This is a genomic window from Halomonas sp. PA16-9 (genome assembly GCF_009728585.1).
Lineage (GTDB): Bacteria > Pseudomonadota > Gammaproteobacteria > Pseudomonadales > Halomonadaceae > Vreelandella > Vreelandella titanicae.
Map to the genome: position 1 here is coordinate 697,027 of NZ_CP040452.1, position 12,005 is coordinate 709,031.

A 12,005-nucleotide genomic window follows, 5' to 3' on the forward strand; every position below is an offset into this window, starting at 1 on the left:
CTCAATAAATATTAAAGATGTAAAGTTCACTGCATCAATGTTGGCAGCGCCATCGAAAGTTGCGGAATAAATACAAGCAACAGTAGAAAGGCAAATAGCGTAATAAGAAATAGAGTATTCGCTCGAATAACACTCGTCACATCCTCGTTGCCAATTTTGGCGGCAACGAGTAGTGCTAATGCAACAGGAGGTGTTACTTGGCCTATCACCACTGTCACTATGATGAGTACACCAAAGTGTAATAAGTCGACATCCATGGCCATCAGCGCTGGCAGAAGTATTGGCATGATCATAGGAATCAATGGATCCAATACCATGCCGGCAATAAGCGCCAATAAAAGCAGCACGAGCACTCTTAACACAACTGATTCAAAAGGAAAAAGGGTATCCAGACCAGCCGCTAAAGCGCTTGGCACACCAGCCTGCGACAACGCCCAGCCGAAGGAAGTGGAGAGCCCGACCACCAGTAGAATTTCCCCTGTCAATACGGTGGAGTCCACCATGGCACGATAAAGCTGCGCAAAGCTGAGAGTGCGATAGACCAACATGGCAAGCACTAGCGCATAAGCAACGGCAAAAGCACCTGCCTCCGAGGGAGTGAATAGCCCCACAACCAACCCACCTAATACTAGAAATGGAAGCCCCATCGGTAATAGCGCTTGCATTCCAGTTGTCAAAACCCGGTTCCAAGCAAAATTACTTATAGGTTTCCAGCCATGTCGCCGCGCCTGAATAGCCACAATTAGCATTAACAACAGGCCCATCAACAATCCAGGTAACACTCCCGCCAAAAATAGTGCTCCTAATGACACACCTGTCACCGCCGAGTAGAGAATCATGGGCGAGCTTGGAGGAATTAAGATGCCAATACCGGATGAGGTTGCTGTTAGCGCGGCTGCGAATGGGCCTGGATAGTTATTTTGTTTGAGCTTCGGGATCATAATCGACCCAGTACCGGCTAAGTCAGCCACCGAAGTCCCAACCATCCCCCCAAACATGATGCTTGAAGTGACATTGACGTGTGCCAAGCCACCTCGCATCCACCCCACCAAAGCTCCAGCAAATGCGAATAAGCGATCAGCAATGCCACTAGCATTCATGATGGCGCCTGCAAAAATGAACAGTGGCATCGTCACAAGAATATAGTCACTGATACCTGCCAGCGTTTGCTGGGGTAATGCTAAGCTCCAGCCACCGCTAAACATTAAATACATCAGTATGGCCGCCGTCAGGGATACAATGATGGGCACACCCAAAATTACTAACAGACAAAGCAACACGATAGAGGCACAAGCGAGTAACAACATGATGGCTCCCTCAGCGACGTAAGCTGAGCAAAAAAGCGATGGTCATACCTAAAGAGCCAAATAGCAGCCCACTATAGACGATACCCTTCGGCACTCTGAGCATGGCGGTTACATCGTTCCCAAAGAGATCAATGTATTGCCATGTCAGCCAGCCCAGTACACTCATCACTCCAGCACTGAACAGCGCGCACAACCTGCGCATCAGCACCAAACAAGCGGGCGAGAGAGAGCGGGTCAATAGATCGCAAGAGATCAATGCACCACGGATACTGGCCAACACAATCCCGAACGCCGCGCCCCATACCATTAAGGCAATGACGACTTCATCTGTCCAAGGTAGCGGGCGGCCAAAAAGATAACGACTGGTGGCATTGGCGAAAACAAGTAACGCGATACTACTAATGCAACAGGCTGCGCCTGCTTCGGTTATCTTTACCAGGCCTAATCCTACTTTTGGAACTCGTAACTTCTGTCCAATGTGATATGAAGAAGCCATTGCCAAGCGTCCCGAATTAACGATCTTCATTTGCATCTGCTCCCTTCGCTAAACGGTGCTTAAGAAGCGAGCCGTAACCGGGGCGCGCGCCATTAACATCAACGGCCTCGAGACAGTGCCAAAAGGAGGCTTGAATAGCAGATATCACGGGCTTACCCAACTCAGCTTCCAGTGCTTCAATCACCCCCACGGTACGAAAGTTGGTACAGCTGATAAAAATGGCGCTGGCCTCCGGATGATCAACGGATTTCACTAAGTCATACACCTCCTGCAAAGAGACTTCAGCTAACGCCTGGTCTTCATCAATCCTCAGATTGGCGTGGCGAAGCACTTCATGGCCATTCTCTTGCAGGAAGTTGATCGCTCGTTCATGCACTGCATCCACATAAGGAGTAGCGAGGGCCACTTTGTCGGCCCTCACGGCTGCTAACGCCGCCAATGTTGCCGTTGAGGCAGTGGTGACTTGCGGGCCTGGCGCCCACTGCTTGAGTTTTTCGATTAAGGCCTTGTCGTAGGCGGTTCCATGCAGGAATGACGCACTGGTACCACCGAAACAGAGCACATCAATGGGAGCAGAGCCGAGCAATTTTGCGGCCTGCTCAATTTCCGGAGAGCGCATCATTGCATCAATGCCCTCAAAGGTGACCTTTGGCAGCCGTATACGGGTAGTGTGAGTAGAAACACCAGGAGCCGACATAGCCCACATTTCAGCCTCCATCACGATGCTTGAGGCCATATAAATCAATCCAATACGCGCATCATCGCCGCTACCGTCATAGCGAAACATAGGGTTGCTCATCGGCTGTTCATGAGATGAATTCATTATCTCAACTCCAGGATATTCTGTGCCTGCTCCCAGAACGCTTCATTCAAACGCTCAGAAATAGCATCGCGGATGGGCACCGAGGCAGCTTGAAAGCTTGCTAAATCAGGCTGGTTAACCGCTACTCCGGCATTGTTGAAGACCTCAACTAGCTCGGCATCACTGGTATCAGAAAGCTGGCGGGTTTTATTTGCCCCCTCCTGAGCAGCGGAGATTACTCGCTCCTGCATTTCAGGCGACAGCGATGCATAACTGTTGGCACTCATGGCGAGTGTAATAGGGGTGTAAACGTGATTGGTTAGAGAGACGTAATCCTGAACCTCATAAAGAGAGAACTCTTCCAATACTGAAAGCGGATTCTCCTGCCCATCCAAAACGCCCTGGCGTAACGCTATATAGACCTCTCCAAGTGACATGGGCGTCGGTGCCGCACCCAACATTTCAAATGCAAGAATACGTGTTGCGCTGCCAGGAGTACGCAGCTTCAGACCTGAAAGATCCTCCGGCGTATTGATCGGACGACGATTGTTGCTAATCACACGAAAACCAAGCTCACCAAATGCCAGTACTTCAAGACCACTCTTGTCACGCAATGAGTCGGCCAGCAGGTCGCCAAGCTCTCCATCCAAGGCATCACGCGCGGTTTGCTTATCTGCAAAGATAAAAGGCATATCGAAAAGCGCGAAGTTACTGTCTAGCTCAACGATATCCGACCCGATAGGCAATACTTGCACCTGTTCGGCTCGAAGTAACTGAATCAAATCAGATTCACTGCCCAGCGCCCCACCTTCAAAGAACTCAAGCTCAACCCTCTCTTCGGCGCTCGCCTGGAGAGCGTCCCTGAAGCTCGTTAGCATAACATTGAGAGGATCACCCGAGGTTGTCTCAACAGCTAGTCTCAGCTTAGCAACATCAGCGATAACTAATGTTGAGGCCATCGGAAATGATAAACTGGAGATAAGTGCATACGTCAGGAGTTTTCGTTTTAACATGCTTTTTTTCCACAATATAGGGATTATTCAGGCATGCGCCTGCATACCAACTATAAGCATTTTTTGTGCCACTTCTCTTTAATCGTAAGATTTAAAACACTTGGCAAACAATAAATGCTATTGGATGCTTCCCTGCCTACACCGTGCCACTAAATTTTATTACTGCTGTTATATTTTTCGGATCGTTACGGTGCATTGACTCTTATTACTTCCTTGATAAAAGCTGACTGACGTATTCACCATTGAAAAGGGTGTTTAAACCCAAGAAAACAAATAACTTCTTAAGATTTACTTCAGGATTTCCTCGCTTGTGGCAAACCTAGCTAGGCGACTCATCATGGCGTCACACCTAAACAGTTGATCAGTTGCTATAAACTCATCGGGCTTATGCCCTTGAGCCATACTCCCAGGCCCACAAATGACCGCTGGTATCCCTACTTGATGGAATAATCCTCCTTCTGTGCCAAAGGCCACCGTGCTGAAGTCATTGCTATTAGCCAGTAAGGCAATAAATTTAGCGAGGGGGTCGCTTTGATCCAGCAGTAGCCCGGGATAGGCTTGTAGGGGTTCAAAGTGAATCCCCGTGTCCGCTTTAACAGCACGCATCTGCGGCTCAAGCTCTTGGCAGGCATACTGTTTTAATTCGCTGCATATCTGTTCGCCATCAGCGCTTGGCAAAGTGCGAATTTCCCAGTCGAAACAGCAATCAGTGGGCACAATATTGAGTGCACTCCCTCCTCTTATAGTGCCGGTTTGTACCGTTGTAAAAGGAGGGTCAAACCGATAATCAATCTGCTTATCGCGAAGCTCAGCCCCCATTTCCGTTAGCTTTACGATTAAGTGGGAAGCGTACTCAATGGCATTCACACCGTCAGGGGCATAGGCAGAGTGACAGGCGGCTCCATGCACATGGCAGCGCATAGCGAGTTTTCCCTTATGCCCTAAGATTGGCTTGAGCTCGGTTGGCTCACCCACGATGCAAGCGATGGGAGGATGAGCCTGCTCTTTAATGTGCTCAAGGAGGGAGCGCACACCCAAGCATCCCACTTCTTCATCATAGGAAAAAGCCAAATGTATCGGCGTGCGTAGAGGTGTTGCCAAGAAGGTGGGCACTGCGGCTAGCACGCAGGCTAGAAAGCCTTTCATGTCGGTACTGCCGCGGCCGTAAAGCTTCCCATCACGCTCGGTCAGCTTGAATGGGGGAAAGGTCCACGCCTGACCATCCACCGGCACGACATCTGTATGCCCTGACAGAACAATGCCGCCGCGATCAGCAGGGCCTATGGTGGCCCACAAGTTGGCTTTGCTACCCGAATCGTTATAGACCAACTGAGAGGTAACCCCCAACTCGTCCAGGTAGTCATGTATGAATTCAATCAAATTCAGGTTGGAAGCACGACTCACGGTCTCAAAGGCCACCAGTTTTTCTAGCAGCAATCGACTCTGCATCATGTCACTCACCGGGCACACCATAGCTGGGAGCGGCGTCGGGATTGGCCGCCCGCATCACATAATCTTCCAACTGCGGGGCATACCGCAGCCAGTTCTCATATAACGAATCAATCGGCGAATCATGCCAATCAACCCGTAAATCAATAACCGGCCACTCGATATTGGGGCGTGCCACGCGAAGGCCCGCAGAGTAGACAGGGCCAGCTTCACCACCAGCAGCCACTCCCGCCTGCATGGCTAATATCAGCCGTTCAGCAAGCTGGCCCTCCGAATTCTCGAACGCCTTTACCATCGCCTCGGGGACGCGGCTATCAGCCAGTAAGTTACCGGCGGCTACGCAGCCATCGCCTTTAGCCCGTCCCACGACTCCGAGGGCTTTCTCACCGTCGAATAGGGCACTACGCCCCCGTGAGTCGACTACCAGCAACTGGCGCCACTGAGGGTAATGTTCGTCCTGTAGCAGCGTATCAATCACCTGCTGTGGTGCCATTCCCTCCTTTAACAGTTGGATAGCCTGCATGCCTAAAGCAGGATTAGTGACATTCTGAGTCAATGCCGCACCTCCTGGGCCTACAAAAGCGCAGCGACTGGTGACACAGATACTAGATGAACTAACAGCACACCCGGTTTCGCCGGTTTCCTTACACACTGCAGCAATTGAGAATGTCACTGCTTCACCTCCGGAATAACCGCGATCACATCGATTTCCATCAGCCACTCAGGCTGTGCTAGCCCCGCCACTACCAGCCCAGTTGAAATGGGGTAAACGCCCTTTAGCCACTTGCCCACTTCACGGTATACAGGCTCACGAAAGCGAGGATCGGTAATATAAGTTGTTGTTTTAACGATGTGAGAAAGGTGACTGCCTGCTTCCTGTAGTAATTGCTGGATATTTTTCATGGCTTGTTCTGCCTGAGCCGCAGGGTCGCCCAGGCCAACAAGGTTGCCGTCGAAGTCAGTGCCGACCTGACCACGCACATAAATGGTGTTACCCGCTCGTACCGCTTGGCAAAGATCATTATCTAAACTTTGATTTGGATATGTCGCCTTCGTATTAAACATTCGGATTCGTTCATGGGTTACCGCTCGGGTCGTTTGCTGCATCAGAGGCCCACCGTCGTTAATTGAATTTGCTTGCTACTGAAGCTAGCCATCTGATCCGCTTAGCGACAATCACATTATCTGCACCTGCGGTTCAATAAAAACGATCTAGTCCACAACATACCTATTGGTGCATTGAAAGTTGCTGTACCGAAGCATGGCTCAAGGTCGCTATGTTCCACTCACCCTGCTTCCGCTTTTCTTAAGCTTGTCTTTAGAAAGGACGAACTGCCTCACAACTGTTACGTCGGTATGCTCAAACGACCCACCTACTCAAAATATTTTCGGTACCTATCCCCTGGGGTAATGCATATGAGTGAGTTAGTTAGTTTTAAACCTGCTGAGACGCAAACATCAGTACCAATAACGGAAACCCGTATTGCTGTGCAACTGGATGGTGTACTGAAGCAGTTTGGCGATGCCACGGCATTGCACCGTGTCTCTTTGAAGATATTCCAAGGAGAGTTCTTAACATTATTAGGCCCCTCTGGCTGTGGCAAAACCACCTTGTTAAATCTAATGGCGGGTTTCATTGAAGCCGATAATGGTGAGATTTTTATTGATGGTGAACTGGTTACCGAGACACCACCCTATCAGCGGGAGATAGGTATCGTGTTTCAAAGTTATGCACTGTTCCCTCACATGAACGTCAGCGAGAACGTGGGCTATGGCTTGCGTATGCGTCGCACTCCCAAGGCGGAGATTAAGCAACGTGTCGATCAGGCCTTAAAGATGGTGAAGCTGGAAGGTTTCGAGGAGCGACGACCAAAAGAGTTGTCAGGGGGACAGCAGCAGCGCGTGGCACTCGCCCGCGCCTTGGTTATACGGCCGAAGGTTCTACTTCTGGACGAGCCCTTCTCGGCACTGGATAAAAACCTGCGGCTCAACATGCAGCAGGAGATCAAAGAGATCCAGCGCAAACTAGGGGTGACGACGGTTTTCGTGACCCATGATCAAGATGAAGCACTAGCGATGTCTGACCGAGTTGTTGTGATGTCAGCAGGCCACGTTCGACAGGTAGCCTCGCCACACGAAATCTATCGGCATCCTATTGATCCATTCGTTGCCTCTTTTGTGGGCGACGCCAATATTTTCCCAGCGTGCTATACCGGCCATGACAACACTATGGGTGTGGTTGAGTTCGGCAGCACCAAATTGCTTCTTCCCATTGCCAACATTCATGGTCAAGTTGGCGATGTGGTCGATTTATATGCGCGTCCTGAGAATGTTCGCCTCGTTCCCCTCAACGCAGAAGCCGATCTCGCGGGCACAGTGATTGGGCATGTATTCCAGGGCGATCACGTCGATGTATCCATTCACGTGCCGGATTGTGGCATTGATCATCCGGTCACTATTCGCAGCCCAGGGTTAGATGCCCTGGAGCGCTGGCCAACGGGTAGTGGCGTGGGAATCAGCTTTGTGTGCAGAGATACCACTGCATTTACACGCCCCTCAACCTCAGAGGAGAGCACTCAATGAGCGACTGGATACGCCACACACCACGTTTGACACATCATGCCGTACTCGCGGTGTTACATGCAGCGATTGGAAAGTCAGAACAGCTTGGCGTGGCGCAGAACATTGCGATTGTTGATGAAGGAGGTAACTTGCTCGCGTTTATCCGTATGGATGGGGCAAAGCTTCTATCCCGTGAAACGGCGATTTCTAAAGCGATATCAGCGGCCTCTCACCGGCAGCCAACCGCTCAGCTTGACCCTGACCTTGAACTCAAGCTCGCTATCGCGGCAGGGGGGCGGCTAACCAACCTTGAGGGCGGCCAACCGTTAATGATTGGCGATGTTTGTGTTGGCGGCATTGGTGTCGGCTCCGGCACCGGCCAGCAGGATATTGAGGTGGCCAAGGCGGGAGAGGCCGTACTAGTGGAAGGAGTGAAAACTTGATGCAACACATGACCGCCATTATCGCTGAACAATATGGTTCCCCGGAGGTTCTGCACAGCGTCACTCGGGAGATCCCCACCCCAGGAGTGGGCGAAATACTGATCAAGGTAGCCGCTGCCGGCGTTAATCGGCCAGACCTGATGCAGCGCAACGGCATGCCCAGACCTCCAGGCACTACCGACATCTTCGGGCTCGAAGCATCCGGTTTGGTGGAAGCCGTCGGCCCAGGTGAAACCAACTGGAAAGTAGGCGATCGTGTGATGGCGCTGCTCAATGGCGGCGGTTATGCCAGTCACTGCCTTGCTATCGCCGATCACTGCCTGCCCGTTCCTGAACAGGTTTCGCTAATCGAAGCCGCCGCACTGCCCGAAGCGCTCTTCACCCTATGGCATAACCTATATGAACGCGGACGCCTTTCCCCAGGGGACAGCCTGCTTATCCACGGCGGTGCAAGTGGCTTGGGCACTCTGGCAATTGCTCTGGCGAAAGCCACCGGAGCAAGGGTTGCCGCTACTGCGGGCAGCGCCGAAAAGGTGGCTGCGCTGAACAATATAGGCGTTGATCTGGCGATTAATTATCGCGAACAGGAGTACGTCAGCGTCATTAATGCAGCCTGGGGCGAAAACGCTATCAATGTGGTGCTGGATACCGTGGGTGGCGACTACATTGGCCGAAATCTGGAAGTGATGGCTCCCGAAGGACGACATGTCAGCCTCTCTTTTTTGCGGGCGCCGAAGTATCGCTGCCATTGCCGACCGTTATGCGTAAGGGCCTGACACTGACCTCTTCAACGCTTCGCCCCAAGAGCCACCATGAAAAAACACGCTTGGCGCAGCGAGTCGCCCACCATCTGTTGCCCCTACTCGCCAGCCGACGCGTCACGTCTGTTATTTACAAGACGCTCCCTCTGGAGAGAGCGGTGGAAGCCCACCACGTATTAGAGCAGAACAGCAATATCGGCAAAGTAGTACTGACCACCAGCACACTGGAAGAGTGAGGACATCATGACAACCGCTGCTGCCCCTATCTTACGTCTTTACCACGCAACAACCTCGCCTTACGTACGCAAAGTTATGGCGGTGGCGACACAGCTTGGTCTGGCATCCCAGGTTGAGCTGCTGGCTAGCGCCGCGCATCCTATCAATCGCGACAGTCGTATCGCGACTTTCAACCCTATCGGCAAGATACCTGCAGCCCAAACGAGAGATGGGCAGTTATTATTCGACAGCCGCGTTATCTGTGAGTATCTCGACGATTATGCCCAGGGCGGCCTATTCCCGGTGGGTGCTGCGCGCTGGGAAGCCCTGGCACGCCAAGCACTTGGCGACGGGCTGCTAGACGCTGCGCTGCTAGCCAGATATGAACGCTTAGCGCGCCCTAAAGAGCTTCAGTCTGATGCTTGGTATCAGGCTCAACTTGGTAAAGTGCAGGCGGCTTTGGCAAGTATCGATCAGCAGGTCCCTGCACTTGCGAGCACTCCTAGTGATATTGGTTCCATTACCCTCGGCTGTGCCTTGGGCTACCTGGATTTCCGCTTTCCCGATATGGATTGGCGCAGCCACTGCCCAGAGGCAGCACGCTGGTTTAAAGACTTCGATACCCAACCCGCAATGATCGCTACACGCCCATATGAATGAGCAGCCACTAAGAGGGAATTCCATGTCAGCATCTTTGTCTCCCCACGTTATGTTTCTTAATGGCCCCAACACCAATCTCTACGGCCTGGATCGAGACGGCACATATGGCCGTGAAAGCTTCGAGGGCATACAACAAAGCTGTCAACGCCATGCAGAAACGTTGTCAATAACGCTGGATTTCCGACAGAGCAATCATGAAGGCGTACTGGTCGACTGGATACAGGAAGCCCGCTTGCATCATGATGCGCTCATCATTAATGCGGCTGGACTCAGTTACCGCTCAATACCGATACTCGATGCCTTGCTGGCTTTCGAAGGGCCGATTATCGAAGCCCACATGAGTAATATCTGGAAGCGCGAACCCTTTCGTCATCACTCAATGCTTTCGCAGGCGGCCACTGGTGTGATCGCCGGGCTCGGCGTCATCGGCTATCGGCTTGCATTAGACGCCACGGCCCAGTTGCTCACTCAACAGAAAGGCTGACACTATGACGGGTACACTTGTTTTCTATAGTGAATTTGACGACTTTGATCAGTGGAAACGACTACTACAGCGTGAAATCCCCTCCCTCAATGTGCAGCATGCCAATGCAGTAACAGCGCCTGAGAAGGTACACTATGCACTCGTTTGGAAGCCACCCGAAAACTTTTTCCAGCACTGGCCAAATCTTGAACTCGTGATCAACCTTGGTGCTGGCGTCGATGCGCTTGTTGGTAGGCCCGACCTATCAGACATACCGGTCACTCGCCTCTCGGATCCCAACATGGCGCGGATGATGGCCGGCTATGTATTGTTTGCGGTACTCCGGTATGCCCGAGATATCCCCTTCTTCGAGCAGATGCAAAAACAGGCACGCTGGCAATATCGCCATCCCCGCGCAGCGGAAGAGATCCGTGTCGGCGTTATGGGATTGGGTGAGTTAGGCGGAAAAACGGCACAGGAGCTGACCCGGCAAGGTTTTTCAGTCGCAGGCTGGTCCAGAACCGCCAAAGAGATCGAGAGTGTTGAGGGTCATCACGGCATGGCATCGCTCGAGAGTTTTCTTTCGCGCACCGACATCCTGGTCATCATGTTACCGTCCACCCCCGATACACGTGGTCTAATGAATGATCAACACTTGGCCATGCTGCCCCATGGCGCAAGCCTGATTAATGTTTCTCGGGGAGATATCGTCGACGAACCCGCATTGATTGCACACCTATCTTCCGGCCAGATAGGTGCCGCAACGCTGGACGTGTTTGAACATGAACCGCTGCCGGATAGCCACTCTTTCTGGGCAATGGAAAATGTGCTCATTACTCCCCATCTCGCGTCAGTTGCACTGCCTAGCTCCGCAGTTAAACAGGTCGCGGCGAACATCCACCGTGTACGTGATAAACAGCCGCCCCTTCACTGCGTTGACCTAAACCGCGGTTATTAAACTCCTTTTCTCACGATCACTTACTTCGGCGCACTTCGCCCTTTCGACTCACCGCCAGCACTCCAGGTGCTGGCGGTATACGATCACCGACTCTCGACACTGAGTACCTTGCCGAGCCCTAGATAACGATTGGCCAAATCATCACCATGGCTGTTGCCAAGATATACACCACCGACACCGCCGTAGCGTGGGGTCAGCGTATTCGCGTACGTAGTTGTACATAGCGACCGGCAGTGTCTGGGTGCTTTGGTCGTTACAAATAGTGAAGCAGTGAACTCATTAAACGACAGAATCGCAGCAAACAGCCAGCCACCGGCGAGCCCAGGCAACAGTTGCGGAATGTAATCGTCGTCACAACCCGCAAGGGTGTTGCTCCCAGGCTAGCCGCCACAAGTTCGGTTCGAGGATCCAGATTGTGGATAGACCATACACACTGCGAAGCACAAACGGCAGAACTAATAGGGGTGGCAAAACACTACGACCGCATAACCTCTTGAGAGGCTAAGCTGAGACACCAGCATCAGCAACCCAAGACCGACCATAAAGTGCGGAATAAAAAGCGGCGATAACAGTAGCCCTTCCAACAAACGCTTGCCCTTGAATTCATATCGATGAATGACAACCGCCAGCGTAGTACCCACCAGGGTAGCCAGCGACGATGCCCAAGCGGTAACAATCAGGCCATTCCAGGCCAATTTGAAAATCGCGATACTCAAAAGCGTTCTTAAACCAGCGAAGGGAGTACCCCTGGGAGGGAAGGCGAGAACTGAAGAGGCATTGAAGGAGGCAATAGCGACCACCAATGCTGGCAGCAATATGAATAGCAGGATTAGCGCGATAAGCCCCTGACCGGCGCGCAGCAGCCATAATCGGTA

14 protein-coding genes and 1 pseudogene are annotated in these 12,005 nt (G+C 52.1%); 7 read left to right on the forward strand and 8 right to left on the reverse strand.

The window, feature by feature from the left end:
* Positions 1 to 26 precede the first annotated feature (26 nt).
* The 7 genes from FDY98_RS19590 to FDY98_RS19620 form a co-directional block, all read right to left on the reverse strand.
* On the reverse strand, positions 27 to 1,307 hold the full coding sequence (locus FDY98_RS19590) for a TRAP transporter large permease (protein WP_027958277.1): 1,281 nt from the start codon (positions 1,305 to 1,307) through the stop codon (positions 27 to 29).
* 10 nt (positions 1,308 to 1,317) lie between these two features.
* Positions 1,318 to 1,833 carry a TRAP transporter small permease gene (locus FDY98_RS19595; protein WP_027958278.1) on the reverse strand — a complete coding sequence of 172 codons (516 nt, stop codon included), beginning with the start codon at positions 1,831 to 1,833 and terminating at the stop codon, positions 1,318 to 1,320.
* On the reverse strand, positions 1,820 to 2,626 hold the full coding sequence (locus FDY98_RS19600) for a maleate cis-trans isomerase family protein (protein WP_027958279.1): 807 nt from the start codon (positions 2,624 to 2,626) through the stop codon (positions 1,820 to 1,822). The genes FDY98_RS19595 and FDY98_RS19600 overlap by 14 nt, the downstream gene beginning before the upstream one ends.
* Positions 2,626 to 3,618, reverse strand: a complete 993-nt coding sequence (locus tag FDY98_RS19605) for a TRAP transporter substrate-binding protein (RefSeq protein ID WP_051430482.1) — start codon at positions 3,616 to 3,618, stop codon at positions 2,626 to 2,628. The genes FDY98_RS19600 and FDY98_RS19605 overlap by 1 nt, the downstream gene beginning before the upstream one ends.
* A gap of 288 nt (positions 3,619 to 3,906) precedes the next feature.
* The gene (gene argE / locus FDY98_RS19610) at positions 3,907 to 5,070 is read right to left on the reverse strand and encodes an acetylornithine deacetylase (protein WP_027958280.1); all 1,164 of its coding nucleotides are present in this window, start codon (positions 5,068 to 5,070) and stop codon (positions 3,907 to 3,909) included.
* A gap of 1 nt (position 5,071) precedes the next feature.
* The gene (locus FDY98_RS19615; protein WP_155706109.1) at positions 5,072 to 5,740 is read right to left on the reverse strand and encodes a DUF1028 domain-containing protein; all 669 of its coding nucleotides are present in this window, start codon (positions 5,738 to 5,740) and stop codon (positions 5,072 to 5,074) included.
* Complete coding sequence (locus tag FDY98_RS19620; RefSeq protein WP_035537882.1) at positions 5,737 to 6,174, reverse strand: RidA family protein; 438 nt, start codon at positions 6,172 to 6,174, stop codon at positions 5,737 to 5,739. Before FDY98_RS19620 ends, FDY98_RS19615 begins: the two co-directional genes overlap by 4 nt.
* Positions 6,175 to 6,483: 309 nt before the next feature.
* On the opposite strand from FDY98_RS19620, the gene FDY98_RS19625 reads away from it, so the two are divergent.
* From FDY98_RS19625 to FDY98_RS19650, 7 genes are read left to right on the forward strand one after another with little or no spacing between them, the layout of a single operon-like run.
* A complete protein-coding gene (locus FDY98_RS19625; protein WP_231500635.1) occupies positions 6,484 to 7,650 on the forward strand; it encodes an ABC transporter ATP-binding protein in 1,167 nt (388 codons plus the stop codon).
* Positions 7,647 to 8,072 (forward strand): GlcG/HbpS family heme-binding protein, encoded by a 426-nt coding sequence (locus FDY98_RS19630; protein WP_027958284.1) that lies wholly within the window; start codon positions 7,647 to 7,649, stop codon positions 8,070 to 8,072. Before FDY98_RS19625 ends, FDY98_RS19630 begins: the two co-directional genes overlap by 4 nt.
* Positions 8,072 to 8,848 (forward strand): NAD(P)H-quinone oxidoreductase, encoded by a 777-nt coding sequence (locus tag FDY98_RS19635; RefSeq protein ID WP_340147066.1) that lies wholly within the window; start codon positions 8,072 to 8,074, stop codon positions 8,846 to 8,848. Before FDY98_RS19630 ends, FDY98_RS19635 begins: the two co-directional genes overlap by 1 nt.
* A complete protein-coding gene (locus FDY98_RS28625; protein ID WP_340147067.1) occupies positions 8,833 to 9,069 on the forward strand; it encodes a zinc-binding dehydrogenase in 237 nt (78 codons plus the stop codon). The genes FDY98_RS19635 and FDY98_RS28625 overlap by 16 nt, the downstream gene beginning before the upstream one ends.
* Before the next feature lie 7 nt (positions 9,070 to 9,076).
* Positions 9,077 to 9,709, forward strand: coding sequence for a glutathione S-transferase family protein (locus tag FDY98_RS19640; protein ID WP_035537885.1), 633 nt, complete (start codon positions 9,077 to 9,079; stop codon positions 9,707 to 9,709).
* A 22-nt stretch (positions 9,710 to 9,731) separates the two neighbouring features.
* The gene (locus FDY98_RS19645; protein WP_197029720.1) at positions 9,732 to 10,193 is read left to right on the forward strand and encodes a type II 3-dehydroquinate dehydratase; all 462 of its coding nucleotides are present in this window, start codon (positions 9,732 to 9,734) and stop codon (positions 10,191 to 10,193) included.
* Positions 10,194 to 10,197: 4 nt separating this feature from the next.
* Positions 10,198 to 11,130 carry a 2-hydroxyacid dehydrogenase gene (locus FDY98_RS19650; RefSeq protein ID WP_027958288.1) on the forward strand — a complete coding sequence of 311 codons (933 nt, stop codon included), beginning with the start codon at positions 10,198 to 10,200 and terminating at the stop codon, positions 11,128 to 11,130.
* Positions 11,131 to 11,213: 83 nt separating this feature from the next.
* Here FDY98_RS19650 and FDY98_RS19655 read toward each other — a convergent pair.
* Positions 11,214 to 11,993, reverse strand: a pseudogene (locus tag FDY98_RS19655) (ABC transporter permease).
* Between the last annotated feature and the right edge of the window lie 12 nt (positions 11,994 to 12,005).

Excerpts from the sequence above, each read along its gene's own strand:
- FDY98_RS28625 (WP_340147067.1), top strand. The coding sequence starts at position 8,833 with ATGCGTAAGGGCCTGACACTGACCTCTTCAACGCTTCGCCCCAAGAGC.
- FDY98_RS19620 (WP_035537882.1), bottom strand. The coding sequence starts at position 6,174 with ATGCAGCAAACGACCCGAGCGGTAACCCATGAACGAATCCGAATGTTT.
- FDY98_RS19600 (WP_027958279.1), bottom strand. The coding sequence starts at position 2,626 with ATGAATTCATCTCATGAACAGCCGATGAGCAACCCTATGTTTCGCTAT.
- FDY98_RS19630 (WP_027958284.1), top strand. The coding sequence starts at position 7,647 with ATGAGCGACTGGATACGCCACACACCACGTTTGACACATCATGCCGTA.
- argE (WP_027958280.1), bottom strand. The coding sequence starts at position 5,070 with ATGATGCAGAGTCGATTGCTGCTAGAAAAACTGGTGGCCTTTGAGACC.
- FDY98_RS19625 (WP_231500635.1), top strand. The coding sequence starts at position 6,484 with ATGAGTGAGTTAGTTAGTTTTAAACCTGCTGAGACGCAAACATCAGTA.
- FDY98_RS19650 (WP_027958288.1), top strand. The coding sequence starts at position 10,198 with ATGACGGGTACACTTGTTTTCTATAGTGAATTTGACGACTTTGATCAG.
- FDY98_RS19605 (WP_051430482.1), bottom strand. The coding sequence starts at position 3,618 with ATGTTAAAACGAAAACTCCTGACGTATGCACTTATCTCCAGTTTATCA.
- FDY98_RS19590 (WP_027958277.1), bottom strand. The coding sequence starts at position 1,307 with ATGTTGTTACTCGCTTGTGCCTCTATCGTGTTGCTTTGTCTGTTAGTA.
- FDY98_RS19640 (WP_035537885.1), top strand. The coding sequence starts at position 9,077 with ATGACAACCGCTGCTGCCCCTATCTTACGTCTTTACCACGCAACAACC.
- FDY98_RS19645 (WP_197029720.1), top strand. The coding sequence starts at position 9,732 with ATGTCAGCATCTTTGTCTCCCCACGTTATGTTTCTTAATGGCCCCAAC.
- FDY98_RS19595 (WP_027958278.1), bottom strand. The coding sequence starts at position 1,833 with ATGAAGATCGTTAATTCGGGACGCTTGGCAATGGCTTCTTCATATCAC.
- FDY98_RS19635 (WP_340147066.1), top strand. The coding sequence starts at position 8,072 with ATGCAACACATGACCGCCATTATCGCTGAACAATATGGTTCCCCGGAG.